Source organism: Pseudoalteromonas piratica (assembly GCF_000788395.1).
Lineage (GTDB): Bacteria > Pseudomonadota > Gammaproteobacteria > Enterobacterales > Alteromonadaceae > Pseudoalteromonas > Pseudoalteromonas piratica.
Window position 1 is genome coordinate 271,011 of the sequence record NZ_CP009888.1, and the last position, 19,612, is coordinate 290,622.

17 protein-coding genes are annotated in these 19,612 nt (G+C 40.8%); 12 read left to right on the plus strand and 5 right to left on the minus strand.

The features are described from left to right. The first annotated feature begins 66 nt into the window (after window positions 1-66). Window positions 67-360, plus strand: a complete 294-nt coding sequence (locus tag OM33_RS01140) for a hypothetical protein (RefSeq protein WP_038637640.1) — start codon at window positions 67-69, stop codon at window positions 358-360. Window positions 361-402: 42 nt separating this feature from the next. Then, window positions 403-711: a hypothetical protein gene (locus OM33_RS01145; protein ID WP_038637643.1), complete on the plus strand. Its 309-nt coding sequence runs from the start codon at window positions 403-405 to the stop codon at window positions 709-711. A 13-nt stretch (window positions 712-724) separates the two neighbouring features. On the opposite strand, the gene OM33_RS01150 is transcribed toward OM33_RS01145, so the two are convergent. Together OM33_RS01150 and OM33_RS01155 are read right to left on the minus strand one after the other, a co-directional pair. After that, complete coding sequence (locus OM33_RS01150; RefSeq protein ID WP_038637646.1) at window positions 725-1,219, minus strand: DUF3016 domain-containing protein; 495 nt, start codon at window positions 1,217-1,219, stop codon at window positions 725-727. Between the two features lie 190 nt (window positions 1,220-1,409). Beyond that, window positions 1,410-4,415 carry a DUF4132 domain-containing protein gene (locus tag OM33_RS01155; protein ID WP_038637649.1) on the minus strand — a complete coding sequence of 1,002 codons (3,006 nt, stop codon included), beginning with the start codon at window positions 4,413-4,415 and terminating at the stop codon, window positions 1,410-1,412. Window positions 4,416-4,572: 157 nt separating this feature from the next. On the opposite strand from OM33_RS01155, the gene OM33_RS01160 reads away from it, so the two are divergent. Genes OM33_RS01160 through OM33_RS01180 form a run of 5 tightly spaced genes read left to right on the plus strand, consistent with a single transcriptional unit; the run spans window position 4,573 to window position 11,135 of the window. Next, window positions 4,573-5,649 carry an ATP-binding protein gene (locus OM33_RS01160; RefSeq protein ID WP_038637652.1) on the plus strand — a complete coding sequence of 359 codons (1,077 nt, stop codon included), beginning with the start codon at window positions 4,573-4,575 and terminating at the stop codon, window positions 5,647-5,649. Window positions 5,650-5,652: 3 nt separating this feature from the next. Next, entirely contained in the window at window positions 5,653-8,037 is a 2,385-nt protein-coding gene (locus OM33_RS01165) for a DUF5682 family protein (RefSeq protein ID WP_038637656.1), read from the plus strand. After that, entirely contained in the window at window positions 8,030-9,181 is a 1,152-nt protein-coding gene (locus tag OM33_RS01170) for a VWA domain-containing protein (protein WP_052140848.1), read from the plus strand. The genes OM33_RS01165 and OM33_RS01170 overlap by 8 nt, the downstream gene beginning before the upstream one ends. Then, entirely contained in the window at window positions 9,181-10,854 is a 1,674-nt protein-coding gene (locus tag OM33_RS01175) for a hypothetical protein (RefSeq protein ID WP_038637658.1), read from the plus strand. Before OM33_RS01170 ends, OM33_RS01175 begins: the two co-directional genes overlap by 1 nt. Next, complete coding sequence (locus tag OM33_RS01180) at window positions 10,851-11,135, plus strand: hypothetical protein (protein WP_038637660.1); 285 nt, start codon at window positions 10,851-10,853, stop codon at window positions 11,133-11,135. Before OM33_RS01175 ends, OM33_RS01180 begins: the two co-directional genes overlap by 4 nt. Before the next feature lie 723 nt (window positions 11,136-11,858). Here OM33_RS01180 and groL read toward each other — a convergent pair. The 3 genes from groL to OM33_RS01195 all read right to left on the minus strand — a co-directional run bounded on the left by groL (window position 11,859) and on the right by OM33_RS01195 (window position 14,467). Continuing rightward, window positions 11,859-13,505, minus strand: coding sequence for a chaperonin GroEL (groL, locus tag OM33_RS01185; protein WP_038637663.1), 1,647 nt, complete (start codon window positions 13,503-13,505; stop codon window positions 11,859-11,861). A 50-nt stretch (window positions 13,506-13,555) separates the two neighbouring features. Next, window positions 13,556-13,843: a co-chaperone GroES gene (locus OM33_RS01190; RefSeq protein ID WP_010562115.1), complete on the minus strand. Its 288-nt coding sequence runs from the start codon at window positions 13,841-13,843 to the stop codon at window positions 13,556-13,558. Window positions 13,844-13,963: 120 nt separating this feature from the next. Beyond that, window positions 13,964-14,467 carry an FxsA family protein gene (locus OM33_RS01195; RefSeq protein WP_038637666.1) on the minus strand — a complete coding sequence of 168 codons (504 nt, stop codon included), beginning with the start codon at window positions 14,465-14,467 and terminating at the stop codon, window positions 13,964-13,966. Window positions 14,468-14,647: 180 nt separating this feature from the next. Here OM33_RS01195 and cutA point away from each other — a divergent pair, with 180 nt between their 5' ends. The 5 genes from cutA (at window position 14,648) to accC (ending at window position 19,255) form a co-directional block, all read left to right on the plus strand. After that, window positions 14,648-14,965 (plus strand): divalent-cation tolerance protein CutA, encoded by a 318-nt coding sequence (cutA, locus tag OM33_RS01200; protein ID WP_038637669.1) that lies wholly within the window; start codon window positions 14,648-14,650, stop codon window positions 14,963-14,965. After that, window positions 14,965-16,770, plus strand: a complete 1,806-nt coding sequence (locus OM33_RS01205) for a protein-disulfide reductase DsbD (protein ID WP_038637672.1) — start codon at window positions 14,965-14,967, stop codon at window positions 16,768-16,770. The genes cutA and OM33_RS01205 overlap by 1 nt, the downstream gene beginning before the upstream one ends. Window positions 16,771-16,952: 182 nt before the next feature. Beyond that, window positions 16,953-17,393 carry a type II 3-dehydroquinate dehydratase gene (aroQ, locus tag OM33_RS01210; RefSeq protein WP_038637674.1) on the plus strand — a complete coding sequence of 147 codons (441 nt, stop codon included), beginning with the start codon at window positions 16,953-16,955 and terminating at the stop codon, window positions 17,391-17,393. A gap of 41 nt (window positions 17,394-17,434) precedes the next feature. Further along, on the plus strand, window positions 17,435-17,893 hold the full coding sequence (gene accB / locus OM33_RS01215) for an acetyl-CoA carboxylase biotin carboxyl carrier protein (protein ID WP_038637678.1): 459 nt from the start codon (window positions 17,435-17,437) through the stop codon (window positions 17,891-17,893). Window positions 17,894-17,914: 21 nt separating this feature from the next. Continuing rightward, window positions 17,915-19,255 (plus strand): acetyl-CoA carboxylase biotin carboxylase subunit, encoded by a 1,341-nt coding sequence (accC, locus tag OM33_RS01220; protein WP_038637681.1) that lies wholly within the window; start codon window positions 17,915-17,917, stop codon window positions 19,253-19,255. The last annotated feature ends 357 nt before the right edge of the window (window positions 19,256-19,612 follow it).

The following is a 19,612-nucleotide window of genomic DNA, read 5'->3' on the forward strand; positions in this document are numbered from 1 at the left end:
TCACCTGTAAATTAAACTGTGCTACTATATCGGCCAAGTATAGTTAGACTTTAGTAATTTTTTATCATGAATTCGGTTATTTCTGAACTTAACAACAATCTAAAAGTATTATATCGCCAAGCTATTGATGCGGATGGCAAATTAGATGCTCTTCAACAACAAGGAAAGGGTAAGTTTTCTACTCTATTTAATAAGGAAAGTGGTTTTGCTATTGAAGCTAAGCGCTTTAAACCTTACGTGCTTGAAGTTGCAAGTGAAGTAGAGGCCCTCTCTAATCAAGAAAGCGTCGATCAGACTTTACTAAAAAGTGTGGTAGTAAAAATGCAACACTTACATCAGTTATTAGCCAGCTTTAAGTAACTAGCCTATAATTTAAGCAGTAATGTTTTTCTTGAGGTTGTTATGTCTGCCGTATCACCTGTTACAGCAGGAAGTGAAATTGCCGTTTCGACAACATCAAATTTAAACCCAAATAGTAACAATGCCGACCCTGACATTGGACTAACAGGGTTTAGTCAAGATGTGGTTAATATTTCAAAACTAGCAAGAGAGAAACAACTGCAATCTCAGCTCTCAACAGAGCAAGAGATCAAACAAATTCAAACTGATGTTATTCGTGTCACCAGTACCATTGGCCAATCAAAAGCGGCTGGTAATTTAAGTGAATCGCAAGCCGATAAGCTGTATAAAGAAATAGCAGCGCTATTGTAGCGCTGCTATTTACTTAGTAATTATTTACTTTTGGTAGTAACTCGTTTTCAAACCAGTCAGTGATAATACGCTTATCATGCATAAACTCTTCTTCTCGACCGCGACGGATTTTATCCATAAAGCTCATATCTTTTAAATCCGCATCGCCTTTATCTACAATTTTGCCGTTAGCATCCGTTAATGCATAGCTAAACTTAATTTTTGGGAAATAAATCGGTTTTACGATACGCAGTTCATTAGCACCACCAAAACGCACATCACCAGCTAAATCGATATCATTTACTTTAATGCCTAGCTTGTACCCTTCAGGTAACTGTTCTGCTAGTTTTTGAAAGTGCTTAGTGAATTGCTTTTCAACTCGCTTATGATAACCTCCACGCGCTTCATTTGAAGGCCTTACATCAGTAAAGTCGTTAAACTTACCATAAGTGACATTTGCTTCACCTGCAAAAGCTGAAATAGGTGAAATCATTATGGCGCCGATTAATACTACTTTTGTAAATTTCATGGCTGTTCTCCTAGCTAACCAAGCAAGCATCAAAGTTGTTACTCGCTATATATGTTTGTAATTATTATGTGTCCTAGTCTCTTAATATACGCTTAACAAAAAAGAAAGAAATACAAAAAAGCAGCTCATTTATTTACCAAACAATTATTCACAAGCTGCCAATATATCAATTTTGTTATTCGTTACTTTACTAAGCTGTTACTTCTTCACTCACTTTCGACTTTTCTTGCAACGCTTTTTTAATCTCATACGCCATAGCAATTAGCGGTTTAGGCGCATTGGCAATATCGTTTTTGTATGTTTCACGATTCCAAATTCGAATTTCGGTCACTGTAATGATGTCATCAAAGTAATCCCCTGGTCGATAACTGTCGAAGCCGAACTCTAATACGTGGTTTAAAAGTGCCGATGTATACGAAAAATCAGAGTAATAGCTGCCCTCTTGGTTGATTGGCATATTCCATTTTTTAGCAATTGAATTCACATCACCCACTGAAACATCAATACTGTTGTGTGCAAAATCACTTTCAATTTCAGCAAGTTCAGGCAAGCTATTTACGCGATCAAACTGTTCAATCAACGGCGACAATTCATAATCATCGAGATGCGCTTGCCATTGCTCTATTTCAGTTGTATCTGCAAATACTGGATGGAATAGGCGGATCTGAGACTCATCAGCTAAAACGACAACCTCATCCTCATAGTCAATTAACGAGCCATCTTCACTTATTCTAAAACTTTTTAAGCTGTCAGCATCTTGCCATACAAATGCCTGTGCAAGAATATTCATTAACGAATGGTCAATAAAAAGCTGCTGCCAATAATCTTTCGTCCAGCAACGTGCAGCATAAAAGGCACTTACCATACGCGGCGCCTGTTTTTTAGCAACTTTCTTTATATTTGTGCGCAGCGTTTTAAATGTTTGCTCAGCACTGGCGCGCAGTTCAGGGTCTTCATTGCTACCTGCTTTTGGTAAGCTTTTTGTTACCCTATTGGTGAGCGAATTAGTTACGCGTAACGTAAAATCACCGTTGAGTGTAACAACATAGTCTTTATCACCAACGGGTAACGTGATCCCCTGCTTTGTTAAGCCAAAGTCGGGCACCAAAAGATCCGTTAAATCTCGATAACCAATACCACGCAGCTTGGCTGTTTCAGCCAGAATATCAATTGCGGCATTTGCTAGTGCATCGCTATAGCTTGACTTGGTACTTATCTCATGAAGTGCCGCAAGCGAATAAGTGGTATTAATCGTACCAAGTGCACGGATTATACGAATCGAACTATGATAATTAATCTTTTTCCATTTATTAATTTGCTTCTCAAATTCTGGTACGAGTGAATCATCGGCAAAATAACCAACAAGCACAGTTATAAAGTCGTAGTTTTTTCTTTTTGCGCTAAGTAACTCATCATCATATTCCTGACGACAATCCCAAGTATTTATTAAATAATGTGCAATTTTCGCACGATTTACCGGTGTTACACTGTGCACCATATCAATCAAATATTGGGCAAGTGGTGGTTTTTTAAAGCTTGACGATTTATCAATTAACCACGCTAAATCACTTTCCCTGCCTTCACCAAACAGCAACTGAAACTCGTCAGTAACAAGTTCAGCAATCAGTTCAGGCTTTTTCACTTTATATTTACTTGTATCTGCTAGTTCGACTTGTGTATCTTCGTCGATTTCACCAAGCTCACCAAGTAACGCTTTAACCGCAGCAACTTCGGTTTGACTAATTTTTTTATTCTGAAGTAACAACTTCAAATAAGGAACTGTATCTGGAGTTGCCATATATTTAAGTGTATAAAACGCAGCTTGTCGGTGTCCTTTTAACTTGGCATCGATCCAACCAAGCGCCACTAGCTCGCTAATATCTTCACGTGCCAAGCGTTTCGCAATACTTTTTTGCGCCCGCGTAGATTTATTTATAGCTGGTAATATATAAGGAAGGATCGCCTTAAATTGGCTTAAATTAGCAAGCTTAACGATGATATAAACCAGCCCTCCCGGTTTCACTTGAGCGAGCTTTTCAGGGTATTCAGTTATCATTTTCAAAATAACGCGCCCGAGACCACTGGCGTCTTCTTCCCCAAACTTACCCTCTTCATCGTCGTCATAATATCGGTAATGTTCACTCTCAGTTTCAAGGTAAAGTGCACATTCCATCAAGGGTTCATGCAAACTTTTATCTTGCCATAAAAAATCAATATACGACTTACCTAAACAGGCGAATAAGCCTTCTTCTTTACAGATTTTAACTACTTGGGATGGGTTAGCCGTTAAACACGCTTTAATTATTTGTTTATACTCATCTTCAGGCCAGCGCTCACAATTATTAAGTGCAATTTCAATACTTTTATCTGAACCGTAATCAACCATCTTTTGGGTGAGTTCAACATCATTAAATTTGAAACGCATCTTAACAAAACGTGCCATATTCTCGTCCGCAACATTATGAATCGCAGGTTTTGCAATTTCATAATCATGATAGTGCGTATCTCTCATAACCCTTTCTAAACGTTCTAGTACATGTATAGCAAGACTAAACGAAGGGGCAGATAACAATTTAGACAGTAAAGGAACAGAATGTATCTCCTTCACAACATCAGTCAATTTGCTCCAACTAACACGAGCGACATCCCTTTCTCCAACGAAGTAAAAATCACGTCGTTTCTCAATTAGGTTTAAATGCAATAAATCTACTTTCTCTATATTTGATTGTTTTGGCGGAATAGACTTTCGATTAATCCACCTTGAATGTGAATAGCCAATCGTTATGTAATACAGCTTTTGTAAGAATTCGTCACGATCTGTCAATGACAGTAAGTAAGATTCAATTTTTACGATATCAATATCATCTCGGTAATAGCATTTTACATCATGTAACTTAGCACTAGTCGGGGCCTCTAATTGATACCAATCAATATGCTCAAAAAAGCCTGAAAGTAGCAATACATAAGAGCTATTTAGGTGGTCAATTTGACTTATTAAATCCCGCACTTTTTGTTGTAATGTACTCTTTATATCATGCGCTATAGAAGCAAGCTCAGAGCCTTTTTCATTCACTAAATAGCTGCCGCCACCGTTTGCTAGATGCTTTTCAAGAGCGATGGTTTCGTCTTCAGTAAATGAAATGCCTACGTGTTGATACAATTCGGAAATGGCACTTAAATTTTGTTGATGATCCACAAAATATCCTTATTTTTATAATCACTTAGAATTGAGCCTCAACATTACCTCGCATTTGTTCCCTATTACAAGCCAAAAAGTTAAAAATTAAACTTGTGTCTACAAATTAATTATGCGCATAATTCTTTATATTACTGTTAGTTAGCCAAAGGATTGTATGCACAGTGCACAGCGGCTGCCCGCCGAAGTTCAATATGCAGATGAACTTAACCACCTCGCAGAAAATGACACCTATAAAAAACCTCAAGGTTGGAAACTCAGCCCACAAGCGGTCAAAACCTTTATTTTGGGTTCAAATAAAGCAATTGGTAATCGATCTATCGCTAAAAAAATTCATGGTAATGACGCCCTAGTTGAGCGGGCCATTGTTACCTTAGCAGGCCAACGCGGATTGTTGCTCGTTGGCGAACCAGGTACTGCTAAATCACTGCTGTCGGAACTTCTTGCTGCGGCAATTAGTGGCAATAGTACTGATACGATTCAAGGCAGTGCTGGCATAGTTGAAGAGAATATTCGTTATAGCTGGAACTATGCATTACTGTTAAAAGAAGGCCCCGTTTTAGATTCATTGGTCCCAGGGCCTTTATATCGCGCGATGAAACATGGTCGCATAATGCGATTTGAAGAAATAACCCGGTGCCCTACCGAGATTCAAGATAACTTGATCCCTATTTTATCTGACCGCATTTTACAAATTCCCGAATTAAAACAAGATGAAGACAAGTTTTTATTATCACAAAAAGGCTTTAATTTAATCGCGACAGCCAACTTAAATGACCGTGGTATTAATGAAATGTCTTCGGCTTTAAAGCGTCGCTTCAATTTTGAAACCATGCAACCGCTTAAAAATATTCAACAACAAGCGAAGCTAATCGCAACTCAGGCCAACCAGCAACTGGCATCGGCTGAAATTGAAATTAGCGCCAGCGATGATATTTGCCAATTGCTTGCGACTGCGATAACAGATATGCGAACGGGTCATGTTGAAGGCTTGTCAATTTCGCCGCTGACAAATGTATTATCAACTGCTGAAGCGATTAGTGTACTTTATAGTGCAGCACTTGAGAGCCATTACTTTGGCGAACAAACAATCCGCCCTAAATACATAGCCAATTATTTAATTGGCGCTGTCTGCAAAGACAACAATGACGATATCAAACGGTTTGACGATTATAAAAATGCCATAAAGCGAAAACGTAATGACCTACCTTTATGGCAAGATTTTATCGGCTAAACTATGGAGTTACCGCCGCTACCCAAAGAGCAAAAAGCGATATTAGAAAATCTATATCGAAACGAAAACTTGCTCTTTGTGCCGATCCGTCACCATAGCCCACAGTGTGCGATGCAGCTCAAACACGCGATTGCCGACTTTCGCCCCGATGTACTGCTCATAGAAGGCCCTTCGGAAGCGAATCATTTAATAAATGCCTTAGTTGATGAACAGACAAAACCACCAATAGCATTGTACATTTATAGTGAACATAGCGCTTCGCAAAGACTTGAACAACCTAGCTTACGCCATCGCTGCTACGCCCCCTTCGTCGATTTTTCGCCGGAGTGGCAAGCACTAAAAATGGCACGACAACTCGGTATTGCAGCTCAGTTTATTGATTTACCCTATGCACAACAACTGCATTTCTGCGATAGACAAAATCAACTGGATAAAGAAACAAGCATGCAACACGACGCATCGCTTGCAACCGCAGACGCAATGGAACGCCTAGTACAACAAAGTGAGTGCCGTGACTTTAACCAGTGGTGGGACCGTTACTTTGAAAGCGCTTATATAGAGCCAAATTGGCAAAGCTATTTTATGCAGCTCCATATGCTGTGTATATTAGTTCGCAATAGCGCGACAGTGACGAGTCAATGCATTGCGCGTGAACAGTTTATGGCGGCGAAGATCAACTCTTATCTCGAACAAGGTAAACGCTGCTTAGTGGTGTGTGGCGGCTTTCATTGCAGTGGCATAAACCAGTTACTATTAAACCCAGAAGACATTATAAGCGAAACGAACTCTGTAAATAACAACTCTCACGCACACCTTATCTCCTATTCGCTTAATCGTCTTGACCAACTTAACTTATATCAAGCTGGCATGCCGAACGTCGGTTATTATCAAAAGTTTTGGCAAATTGCGAGCCAAAAAAGTCACGCTCAATCAGCTCAGCAAGCAACGTTAACGCAGATGATGGCACAAGCTGTGAATCAATTTCAAAAGCGTTCGACGGTCAGTACCGCCGACGCAATTGAGGCTGTTGCGATGGCAAATCGCCTTGCAGCACTACGTGGTCAACACGTTGGTAGAGTTGAAGTAAAAGATGCCATCGTTTCTTGCTTAATTAAAGAACCTAAGGAAAACCCTGAAAGCGTATTTGAGCAGCAACTCGTCGAATTGTTTTCGGGTAATAAGAAGGGGTCAATCCCCAGTAATTTACCGATTGCGCCACTGGTGTCGGATTTTAAAGCACAGTGTCAACACTACAAACTTCCCATAACTGGCGCGCAAATTGAAAAAACGCTGGATATTTATAAAAGCGAGCGCCATAGAGAAATTTCGCAATTGCTACACAAGCTGCGCTTTTTAAACATTCCTTATGGTCAATTTATTGCAGGCCCTCAATTTGTCAGCGGCCACGATTTATATCGCGTGCGAGAAATATGGCATATCAAGTGGTCACCTGATACCCACGCAAATTTGATTGAATGTTGCCATTACGGCGATAGCTTACATGATGCTGCGTTCAGTGCGGTACAGCATCAGTTACACGGTCTTAATCGCGACGGCCATGTGAACTTACTGATAAGCGCGCTATGTATGGGCCTACACCAAACGATAACGCCAATTATTGAACGAGTGGAAAGCTGGCTCAACAACACTCATAATATCGCTGAACTATGCACTAGTTTACGGTTCCTCAATCGTGCCTATCGCTGCTATCGCTTGCTATCTCCGAATCACGAAAATTCGATAAAAAACCTGTTATATGTCAATATCGAACGCCTATTAAACAAACTTTCATGGTCATTTATGTTACCAGAGGAGCTTATCGATAGCTTAATGGAGGCACTAAAAACCATCAATAGCTTGTCACAGCAAAATACATTGAATACAGAACAAGAAAAATTATTTTGCGATACACTCGATAGCCTATCCGAGCAATTACATATAAGCAAAATAGCAGGACTAGCCACCGGCATTTTAACCCTTAATAAAACCTATGATACGAACACCACGAGTGCAAAATTTAGCGCGTGCTTTGCCAATATCAATCTTGAATTAGCACAACCAGGGTTATTTGTTGCAGGCTTTTTATCAATCGCACGCGCGCAATTAATACAATCATCGCAACTCATTTCTTTATTAGAGAAACTGTTTATGTCGTGGAGCGAAGATGAATTTATTGTCGGATTACCTTATTTACGACATGCATTTTGTGAATTGACACCAAGAGAAATAAAGCAACTGGCAAACACCGTTAACAATAAGCACGCACCTATTATTGAAAGCCCAAGCAATAGCGTTAGTACAACAGAGTTAACTTATGCCCGGCAATTAAAACAAGACGTGTCTATTGCTTTTGATGCATGGCAACTAGGATTTAACAACAATGAATGAAGCTGCGCGCCGATGGCGATTAATACTCGGCCCAGATGCCAACAACCTAAGCTCGGGCCAACAAGGTAACCCTTTGTCCAAAAGCGATTTATCCGACCCGGATATGGCGCGCGACGAAGCGCTTGATTTTCTTTATCGCAGAGAATATGAAACACGCCAACGTGCCACTGCACAAGATAATATTGAGCGACAAGCAAATACTCAGCGAGAATCACTCACCGCAGCGAGTTGGTTAAAACAAGTTAGACGGATATTCCCCAAAACTGTGGTCAATGAGCTACAAAAACAAGCCATTGATCGTTACCAACTTACTCAGTTGATTAACGACCCTGAGGTACTATCAAAAGCGACACCTAATATTGACTTGGTTGAAACGCTACTCACATTTAAAAACCATTTATCACCAGAATTAACAGCACAGGTTAAACAGATTATAAATCACGTTGCCAATCAAATTGCCGAGCGGTTTTCACAAGAAATCCAATCTCACTTTGCGCCGAAACGCCTTCGCTCACAACACGGTGGGCGCGCTCAACTTAATAATCTCGATTGGGCAACGAGTATTCGCCGCAATTTAAAGAATTATCAACCAGAGTATGACAGCTTAATCCTGCAACAACTTGCCTTTTATAAACGCAGTGAACAACAGTTACCTTGGTATCTCTATATTCTGGTCGATCAAAGTGGCTCGATGGCGCGTTCAATTATTCAATCCGCAGTTATGGCGTCTATTTTTTGCCAAGTGCCAAGTTTACGCACTCAATTGTATTTTTTTGATACAGAAGTGGTAGATATGAGTGAGGTTGCAAGTAATCCAGTCGATACGCTTTTGTCCTGCCAACTCGGTGGTGGCACCGATATTGCCAATGCCGTTGAATTTACAGCGGCTCGTATCATGCAGCCACAGCGCAGTAGCGTGATCATCGTCAGTGACTTTGAAGAATATGGCTCGATAGCTAATTTAAAATACCAAATAAGCAAGTTGATTGAAGAACAAGTGACCCTCATCGGGATTACAGCGCTCGATAACGAATGCATTCCCTACTTTGACGAAAATATTGTCGACATGCTGACGAGCTCAGGCATGCCGATCGGCGCAATGACACCTGATCAACTTGCTGGTTGGCTTGCGGAGAATATTTAGTGGAATTAATCTCTTGGTTGGCTGATATTAATGAACAATACCTGACAGGCTGGGCCAATAAAGGTCTAGTGAGACGCGGTAAAAAGCAACTCGAAAAAGAGTCAATCAGTGATTGGCAACTCACCATACATGCCGCAAGTGCCAATATTAATAATTATCAACAGACCATAGATGGCATTGGCTTTGAGTTTGCTAAGTGCAACTGCGCGGCGGCAGGCCCCTGCTTTCACTTAACTTGCTTTCTACTTGGTTTGCAAAAAAAAGTTGCTAATCGAGCATCTGTTGAATCGCAAATAACGGAACCAACAACCGAACCAAAAACCGAAATTAGTGACAAAGCAATGAGGACAGTTGCCCCATCACCTAGTTGGCAAATTTCCTGTGCCAAGCAAAGAGCCAAGCTACTCGGGCAAACCAATATCAAAAAAGCAGCATTATGGTTACAGCAAGGTGTAACCGTTTACCAACATGTGAAGTCAAACGGTTTACTCACCGAGATATATTTGGAACAGGTAATTACAGTTTTTATTCCGAAAACTGGCGGCGTCGCAATTTCAAGCTGTTCCTGTAAAAAAGAGCGCTGCGCGCACCGCGCTGTTGCCGTACTACACGCCTTACCTGAGTCCAGTAAACAGAGCGTATTCAGTCAATCCTTAGCATTATCAGACTATGCGACACAATGCATTAACGCCCTGTCTCAATGGCTACAATCATTACTGCTACATGGTCGCGTTGGCACCACGCAATTCTCATTGGAACAAGGCCAAGCACTCGTGACAGAGCTAACGCAAGCTGATTTACCTCGACTTGCTAAGCTACTCAGCATACTCTGCGTTAACCTTAAGCAAGACGTTGAGCGTATGTCACAAAGCTCCCCCTCTTTGTTTAGTGATAAACTTGCCGAGATATGGGCGATTATTTCGGCATTATCGCCACCTTCTGTTGATTTGCCTCTGCCATTATTAACTGGTGAGCATCGCAAGCGCTACGCCATTGTTCAAGATATTGATGTGTTTTCTTTCGGCATTGAATGTTGGCGCTCACTTACTGGACACCGAGGATTTACCTTACATATGTATTGCCCAACCCTAGGTCGTTTTTTAAGCTTTTCACAAAGCCGCAGTCGTTCAACCGACCCAAATTGGGACACGATAGAAGCACTTAAGCAAGCTAAATTAGGCGACTACGATTTACCTTCTTTGGTTGCGACAAAGTTTCGTATCAGTAAAGGCTGGGTAAGCCCAGATGGTCGTGTTTCAAGTCAAACTGGGACCACAGTATTAACACCATCATCGCAATATTGGGCTGACTTTTACACACTTGCTAAAACCAAACAGCAAATACTGTCGGGGTACGCAGAACAACTTAAACAAAATCCGTTTGCACAGAAAACACAACAATTAATCGCAATTCGCACTATAGAACCGCTCATTTTTAATCGTTTTAAGCAGACCTGGCAAGGCATCTGTTACGACGTTGATGACAATAAAATAAACATTGAAATAGTGACCACATCACAAGCGGATCAATTTGTAAGACATATAAATAGTACAAACATGATTCGCTTAGTCTATGGCTATTGGTTTTTTAATAGCGAGCAACAACTCACCTTATCGCCCTTACTCGCATGGGAACTCAATTCATTAAAACCGATTGCGAAGGGTTACGCATGAACAATAATTTAAACCTGTTTTTCGAAACCGCAAACGAAATAATCTCTGCTTTATTCGAGTCGGGGATCAGTTCAATTTCAGATGACACCGTAGAGCAAATTAGAAGCTGGGCTAATTTGGCAACGGATCTCGGCTTTAACGAAGAAGCAAATGCAGTTTTAAGCTTAATGAATGACTTTCCACACTCAGAAAAAGTACCGATACTGTTAACTCTAAACACCCGTATTCATATTCTGAAAGAGTACCATTTAGTAAATACTAATTTGAGCCTAAAAGGTTAACTTAAATTAAGAGGGAGCCAGTTGAAACTTATCTGAAAGCGGCCGTTTACAGAATTAGGGTAAACAGACAAAATTTTTTAGTTACTTAGAGAGGCTGGCAAGATGACTTTTAAAATTAGCGTCAGCATTGTTTCATCTACTAAATTATAACTCGTAACTGCCATCGCCACATTAAGCTCATCAATCACGAAATACTATTTTCACCTCCTCCTCAGGCGGCTTTAACGTTGTAACTTTATCAGCCGAAGTTAGGTTAGTTGTATACCATAAATAGCCATAGAAATAGTTTTCTGGTCCTTGCAAATCTTCATTCGCAGGAGTAATTGCACTGATGGCTTTAGCTATATAATCTGAAGAAAGGATCTGTTCGCCATGCCATTTACATTAACAAGCTTAATTTAACATATCGCGATACGTCCCCACTGAACCTCCATTTCCTAACGGAAGGCCTCTTTTATCATCTTTCCACCTACCATTAGTGATCGCTAATTTTACGAAAAATTCATTTTTTATAAACTCTTACTTGGACCCAGGTACCACAGCGTTAATCACATTCATCGCCAAAAGAGGGCCGAAACCACTGTATTGATAGCTTTGAAATGCAGTGGTAATAGATTTCCTTTGTTCAAAAAAAAATACAGCGAAATAAAAACTCAAACAAAAAGCCCGTAGAACAGTGCTCTACGGGCTTTTTTGATACCGAATGAAATGGTAATGGGCAGATTACATCATGCCGCCCATGCCACCCATGCCACCCATACCACCCATATCTGGTGCAGCAGGTGTATCTTGAGGGATTTCAGCAACCATAGCTTCTGTAGTGATCATAAGACCAGCAATTGATGCTGCGAATTGTAATGCTGAACGCGTTACTTTTGTTGGGTCAAGAATACCCATTTCTAGCATATCGCTGTATTCGCCAGTTGCAGCGTTATAACCGTAGTTACCTTCACCTGCTTTAACCGCATTTACAACTACTGATGCTTCATCACCTGCGTTAGAAACGATTTGACGAAGTGGTGCTTCCATTGCACGTAGAGCAACTTTAATACCGTGGTTTTGGTCTTCGTTGTCACCTGTTAGGCTTTCGATTTTGCTAGCAACACGTACTAGTGCAACACCACCACCAGGTACAACGCCTTCTTCAACCGCAGCGCGAGTTGCATGTAATGCATCTTCTACGCGGTCTTTCTTCTCTTTCATTTCAACTTCAGTCGCAGCACCTACTTTGATAACAGCAACACCACCAGCTAGTTTAGCTTGGCGCTCTTGTAGCTTTTCTTTGTCGTAGTCCGACGTTGCTTCTTCGATTTGTGCTTTAATTTGATTAACACGTGCGTCGATTGCACCTTGCTCACCAACACCATCGATAATTGTAGTGTCATCTTTAGTGATAACAACGCGCTTCGCTGAGCCTAAATCTTCAAGCTGCGCTTTTTCTAGGTCAAGACCCACTTCTTCAGAAATTACTGTACCGCCTGTTAGAATAGCGATGTCTTGTAACATTGCTTTACGACGGTCGCCAAAACCTGGAGCTTTAACCGCTGCAACTTTCACGATACCACGCATGTTGTTAACAACGAGTGTTGCTAGTGCTTCACCTTCAAGGTCTTCAGCAATAATAAGTAGCGGCTTGCTCGCTTTTGCTACACCTTCAAGCGTTGGTAGAAGCTCACGAATATTAGATACTTTTTTATCTACAAGAAGGATAAATGGGTTATCTAGTTCAACTACACCTTTCTCAGCGTTGTTGATGAAATATGGTGATAGGTAACCACGGTCAAACTGCATACCTTCAACAACGTCTAGTTCGTTTTCAAGTGCTTGACCGTCTTCAACAGTGATAACACCCGATTCACGACCTACGCGCTCCATTGCATTTGCAATGATGTCGCCGATTTCAGTGTCTGAGTTAGCTGAAATAGTACCTACTTGTGCGATTGCTTTAGTATCTGCACACGGAACAGATAGCGCTTTAAGCTCTTCTACCGCTGCTGCAACTGCTTTATCAATACCGCGCTTAAGATCCATTGGGTTCATACCCGCAGCTACTGACTTAAGACCTTCATTTACGATTGATTGTGCAAGTACTGTTGCTGTCGTTGTACCGTCACCCGCTGCATCATTTGCTTTAGATGCAACTTCTTTAACCATTTGTGCACCCATGTTTTCAAACTTGTCTTCAAGTTCGATTTCTTTTGCAACTGATACACCATCTTTAGTGATTACTGGAGAGCCGAATGACTTGTCTAAAACAACATTACGGCCTTTTGGACCTAAAGTAACTTTAACTGCATCTGCTAATACATTTACACCCGCAAGCATTTTAGCGCGAGCATCACCTGCAAAACGTACGTCTTTTGCTGCCATGATTTAATTCCTTAAAATTCTGTTAAAACCGATAATTTAGAAACGAAAAATTAACCAACAATACCTAGGATATTGTCTTCACGCATGATCAAGTATTCTTGACCGTCGATTTTTTCAGTTTTTTCTACGTAAGAGCCGAAAAGAACTGTGTCACCAGCCTTAACTTCTAGTGCACGCACTTCGCCGTTCTCTAACACGCGGCCATTGCCCGCTGCAACAACTTCACCACGTGAAGATTTTTCGGCAGCCGAACCTGTAAGTACGATACCGCCTGCTGATTTAGTTTCTTCTTCAAGACGCTTTACGATAACGCGATCATGTAATGGACGAATGTTCATTATGGTTTTTTCTCCTGATTTAATTTTCTATCTCAGAAATAAGGCCTAATGGCCAAAAAAGTTAGTTATGCAATTTATGGGGATTAAAAAATAGATCCCAAGGGGTTGATTGCAAATTTTTTAGTCTTTTCGTTCAAACTCACCCTCTAATGTATTAGATGGCTTATTTGAATGGATATGGGTCTCGCTAAATTGGTCGCGCTCAGGTGTTTGAGTATGCGTGTATGATGAGTAATAAAAACCTCCCCCTTGCTGCGGATTGGTCATTTTTACTTTCGCTTGCGACATTAAGTTCGCCGCAAGGCGCTTGCGCACAACTGGTGTTAATAACAAAAAGCCGATGACGTCGGTCATAATTCCGGGGGTTAAAAGCAGCACACCAGCAATAATCACACATAATCCGGCAAAGAGTTCTTCTGCTGGCATTTGCCCTTGCGCCATTTGTACTTGTACATTTCTAAGTGCATCAGTGCCTTGTTGTTTAACCAACTTAGCACCCACAAAAGCGGTGATAATAACCAAAGCAATGGTGCTCCACCCTCCAATCACTTCGCTTACCTGAATAAGTAGGGCTATTTCAACAATCGGGATAACAATAAAAAGAAAAAATAAGGCTTTAAACATAGCGCTTCCTTAAAAAGAGATGAAATCTATATTGGGGTTATCTGGTCTTAATTCAAGCTTAGGCGTGGTGTGGGACAAAATTTCTCCTTTAGTACCATCGCCTAATCACCCTGTTTTAATGATCATTCATGATTATTCATGTATAAAATGTGAGACTTAGATGTTTTCTGAAGGTTCAGTATGGCAAATTATCAATTAGTGTTAACAACGTGTGCACATAAAGAAGATGCACATATCATTGCAAAAACACTATTAGAGAAGAAACTTGCTGCCTGTGTAAATGTCTTACCGCACATTGAATCTTTTTATATGTGGCAAGGTAAAATGGCACGGGATACGGAAATTAAACTGTTTATAAAAACCCAAGCGGCTAAAACCCACGTATTAATCGACACATTAAAACAGATCCACCCGTATGATGTGCCAGAAATTCAAGTGATTAACATCACTGATGGCAATGAAGAATATTTTAGTTGGATAGATGAGGTACTCGCGTAATGCGCTTTATAACTTTTGGCTGTGTGTTGCTACTCAACACTCTTTTTGCCTTTTTAGGCCAACCAGCAAATGCCAATACCACCTTTAACGATCTTATAAAAACCAATGAACCACAGTTTTTAAAGGTCGATGAAGCATTTAAAATTGATTTTGACCAACAAGGGTCAACCTTGTTTATTGGCTGGGATATTGCCGATGGCTATTATTTGTATAAAGAAAAGCTGGAGTTCGTCGCCAAAGGCGCTGATTTAACATTGCCTAAATTGCCAAGAGGTACAGATCACGAAGATGAGTACTTTGGCAAAACGCAAGTATATTTTAATGAACTTACTACCGTTTCTAAGCTAGATAATGTTGTTGATGGCGCTTATGTAAAAGTGCGCTACCAAGGCTGTGCTGAAGCGGGGCTATGCTACCAACCTGTCATCGTAGAAATTCCGTTAACGGCTTTTCAAAGTAATTCAAGTAATAAAACGAGTGACGACAGCGTTTCGGAAAAAGCTGTGACAACTGCAAGTGAGCCAGACGATGAGTTATCACTTACTGACAAATTAAATCAGCAAAGCTTGCTTACTAATTTAGCCATCTTTTTTGTACTGGGTTTAACACTCGCCTTTACACCATGTGTATTCCCAATGTTCCCTATTCTTTCAAGTTTAATTGCAGGACAACAAGGGTTATCAACTAAACGCGCGTTTACCTTATCTTTTGTGTATGTCCAAGGTATGGCAATCACCTATGCGTTACTTGGTTTGGTTGTCGCATCACTCGGCGGACAAGTTCAAGGCTATATTCAACACCCTGCCGTACTTATCAGTTTTAGTATTTTATTTGTTGTTTTAGCCCTCTCTATGTTTGGCCTGTATGAATTTAAACTACCAGAAAGCTGGATGACACGTTTAACCCAACTATCTAATAACCAAAAATCAGGCAACTACTTTGGTGTATTTATGATGGGGGTATTATCAGGGCTTATCGCCTCGCCATGCACAACAGCGCCATTATCTGCCGCATTATTATATGTTGCACAAAGTGGCGACTATTTTATTGGGGGAGTTACATTATATGTATTGAGCCTAGGTATGGGTTTACCACTGTTATTATTAGGCACTTCGGGTGGTAAGTTATTACCAAAAGCAGGCGCTTGGATGGAGCAAGTAAAAACCTTATTCGGCTTTATTATGTTAATGGTACCGCTAATTTTACTAGAGCGTATCGTACCTTGGCATATTATAGTGGCGATTGGTTCAGTGCTATTACTTGTAACAGGCGCTTATCTTTATTATTGGCATACACTAACAAACAACAATAAAGGTAAAACAGCGTTATGGTTGGTTTCTTTTATCATGGTGTTTAGTGCACTCACATCAATTAGCAACCAAATTTGGCCAAGAACAAACAGCACAGCTAACACAACTGCCAGTTTGGATGTGCATGGCCAATTTATTCATGTCGCAAATGTTGATGAACTAGAAGTTGAAGTAGCCAAAGCCAGTGAGCAAGGAAAGTTAGTCATGTTTGATTTATACGCTGATTGGTGCGTTGCTTGTAAAGAGTTTGAAAAATACACCTTTCCGGATGAAAATGTGCAAACAGCGTTTAAAGACTATGTGTTGATTCAAGCTGATTTAACCGAGTCAAACGATACCACTATCGCCTTTATGGAACGCTTTGAAGTATTCGGTCTGCCGACCATCTTATTCTTTGACCGCCAAGGTAAGGAATTACCGGATGAGCGCGTAACCGGCTTCCAGAGCGCTGATGAGTTTTCAGCCCACTTAACAAACCTTTCTAATAAATTCTAACTACCTTGGTCTAATCAGCGCCTGCTGATTAGACCAGTATTTTGCTGCTATATTCTGCGAACTCTCTATAATAAGACGCCATCGTGAGAAAAACTTGCTATTTACCACAACTAACCTTAAGTTAAACGTGGATTTTATAAAAAATAGCAAACCTCAATGACTTAATAGGAAGTTCACGAAAGATGACTGCACGTTTACGAGTTTTAGTACTAAATGGCCCAAATTTAAATATGTTGGGCAAACGCGAGCCTGAAGTATATGGTGCGCAGACGCTAGCTGAAATCATCAATGATTTAACTCAATATGCAGATTCTCACAACGTGACACTGACGCACTGCCAAAGTAATAGCGAAGCTGAATTAATAACAACTATCCATTCAGCTTATGAACAGGTTGACTTTATTATTATCAATCCTGCCGCATTTACCCATACCAGTTTGGCACTGCGCGATGCACTGCTGAGTGTATCAATTCCTTTTATCGAGGTTCATCTCTCAAATATTTATCAAAGGGAAGCATTTCGCCATCACTCCTATTTTAGTGATGTTGCAAAAGGCGTTCTCTGCGGATTTGGTGCGAACGGCTACAAAATGGCATTAGACGCTATCTTGGCCGATTGCTAAACACACATTTACATAAATTATTAAAAAGGCGGGTCGTTAGAATGGATATTCGCAAAATCAAAAAGCTTATTGAACTTGTTGAAGAATCAGGTATTGCTGAGTTAGAAATCACAGAAGGTGAAGAGTCAGTACGTATTAATCGTCACAGTTCTGCTCCAGTTCATTATGCGGCTGCTCCTGCTGCAGCGCCAATTGCGGCTGCACCTGTTGCTGCACCAACTGCTGCGCCAGTAGCTTCTGAAGAAGCTGCACCTGCAGTTGTAGCTGGCCACCAAGTAAAATCACCAATGGTGGGTACTTTCTACCGCGCTTCTTCACCAGAAGCACCTTCTTACGTTGAAGTTGGCGACACTGTAAATGTTGGTGACACGCTATGTATCGTAGAAGCGATGAAAATGATGAACCAAATCGAAGCGGATAAGGCTGGTGTTGTTAAAGCAATCTTGGTAGATAACGAAGATGCTGTTGAGTTCGACCAACCACTATTTGTAATCGAATAATACACGCAGAAGGCAACACTTATGTTAGATAAAGTTGTAATTGCAAACCGAGGCGAAATCGCCCTGCGTGTGCTACGTGCATGTAAAGAACTCGGCATTAAAACTGTCGCAGTTCACTCTACTGCAGACAAAGACTTAAAGCACGTTTTACTTGCTGACGAAACCATTTGTATTGGTAAGCCTGCGGCATCTGAAAGCTACTTAGACACTACACGTATCATTGCTGCAGCAGAAGTAACTGATGCAGTAGCTATTCACCCAGGTTACGGTTTCCTTTCTGAAAATGCTGATTTTGCAGACCAAGTTGAGCAAAGTGGTTTTATTTTCATTGGTCCAAAAGGCGATACTATTCGCATGATGGGTGACAAGGTTTCTGCAATCGATGCAATGCGTAAAGCGGGCGTTCCTTGTGTACCGGGTTCTGATGGCCCACTTACAGACGACGGTGAGCGCAACAAGCAAATCGCCAAACGTATTGGCTACCCAGTAATCATCAAAGCTGCTGGTGGTGGTGGTGGTCGTGGTATGCGCGTAGTACGTAACGAAGAAGAGCTTCTAGATTCAATTGCATTAACGCAAACAGAAGCAAAGCAATTCTTCAATAATGGTGTGGTTTACATGGAAAAATTCCTAGAAAACCCACGTCATATTGAAATTCAAGTACTTGCCGATGGCCAAGGTAATGCGATTCACCTAGGTGAGCGTGACTGTTCAATGCAACGTCGCCACCAAAAAGTAGTTGAAGAAGCACCGGCACCAGGTATTACGGCAGAAATGCGTAAAAACATTGGTGAACGCTGTACTCGTGCATGTATTGAAATTGGTTATCGTGGTGCGGGGACATTTGAGTTCTTATACGAAAATGGTGAGTTCTACTTTATTGAAATGAATACGCGTATTCAGGTAGAGCACCCAGTAACTGAAATGGTAACTGGCGTAGACCTAATTAAAGAGCAATTAAAAATTGCTGCCGGCCAGCCTCTTTCAATTACACAAGATGATATTGTAATTCGTGGTCACGCGATTGAATGTCGTATTAATGCGGAAGATCCTGAAACCTTTATTCCATCACCAGGTAAAATCACACGATTCCACCCTGCTGGCGGTTTAGGCATTCGTTGGGATAGCCACATTTATGCTGACTACTCAGTACCACCTCATTACGATTCAATGATCGGCAAGCTTATCACTTATGGTGAAAACCGTGATGTTGCGATTGCCCGTGCTAAAAACGCACTTAATGAACTAGTGATTGACGGTATTAAAACCAATACCCCACTTCACAAGAAAATCCTTGCTGATGAAAACTTCCATAATGGTGGCACTAATATCCACTATTTAGAGAAAAAGTTAGGGTTATAAATACCAATAAAAAGCCAGCAGATGCTGGCTTTTTTGTCTGTTCTTCCTACTCACAGCACAAGCGAACATTAAATAATCAATTGATTAATAAAATACATTTTTTACCGAATTGATTAGTGACAAGACTGACAAAACTTTTTATACTTCATCCCGCTTAGTTATCAGACCTGATAAATAACGCATCTAAATGGCCCTATAGCTCAGTTGGTTAGAGCACCCGACTCATAATCGGTAGGTCCCCTGTTCTTATGTGGGGATTAGTTTAGGGTTGTACTTGGAATTACCAAGTGCTAGCATTTGACAAATAGCCTGTATGTTTGGCTAGTAAAAAGTATTCATACAATTTAAAAGAAAAAA

Coding starts and splice junctions, on each gene's coding strand:
- OM33_RS01140 (WP_038637640.1), top strand. CDS start 67: ATGAATTCGGTTATTTCTGAACTTAACAACAATCTAAAAGTATTATAT.
- OM33_RS01145 (WP_038637643.1), top strand. CDS start 403: ATGTCTGCCGTATCACCTGTTACAGCAGGAAGTGAAATTGCCGTTTCG.
- OM33_RS01150 (WP_038637646.1), bottom strand. CDS start 1,219: ATGAAATTTACAAAAGTAGTATTAATCGGCGCCATAATGATTTCACCT.
- OM33_RS01160 (WP_038637652.1), top strand. CDS start 4,573: ATGCACAGTGCACAGCGGCTGCCCGCCGAAGTTCAATATGCAGATGAA.
- OM33_RS01165 (WP_038637656.1), top strand. CDS start 5,653: ATGGAGTTACCGCCGCTACCCAAAGAGCAAAAAGCGATATTAGAAAAT.
- OM33_RS01170 (WP_052140848.1), top strand. CDS start 8,030: ATGAATGAAGCTGCGCGCCGATGGCGATTAATACTCGGCCCAGATGCC.
- OM33_RS01180 (WP_038637660.1), top strand. CDS start 10,851: ATGAACAATAATTTAAACCTGTTTTTCGAAACCGCAAACGAAATAATC.
- groL (WP_038637663.1), bottom strand. CDS start 13,505: ATGGCAGCAAAAGACGTACGTTTTGCAGGTGATGCTCGCGCTAAAATG.
- OM33_RS01190 (WP_010562115.1), bottom strand. CDS start 13,843: ATGAACATTCGTCCATTACATGATCGCGTTATCGTAAAGCGTCTTGAA.
- OM33_RS01195 (WP_038637666.1), bottom strand. CDS start 14,467: ATGTTTAAAGCCTTATTTTTTCTTTTTATTGTTATCCCGATTGTTGAA.
- cutA (WP_038637669.1), top strand. CDS start 14,648: ATGGCAAATTATCAATTAGTGTTAACAACGTGTGCACATAAAGAAGAT.
- OM33_RS01205 (WP_038637672.1), top strand. CDS start 14,965: ATGCGCTTTATAACTTTTGGCTGTGTGTTGCTACTCAACACTCTTTTT.
- aroQ (WP_038637674.1), top strand. CDS start 16,953: ATGACTGCACGTTTACGAGTTTTAGTACTAAATGGCCCAAATTTAAAT.
- accB (WP_038637678.1), top strand. CDS start 17,435: ATGGATATTCGCAAAATCAAAAAGCTTATTGAACTTGTTGAAGAATCA.
- accC (WP_038637681.1), top strand. CDS start 17,915: ATGTTAGATAAAGTTGTAATTGCAAACCGAGGCGAAATCGCCCTGCGT.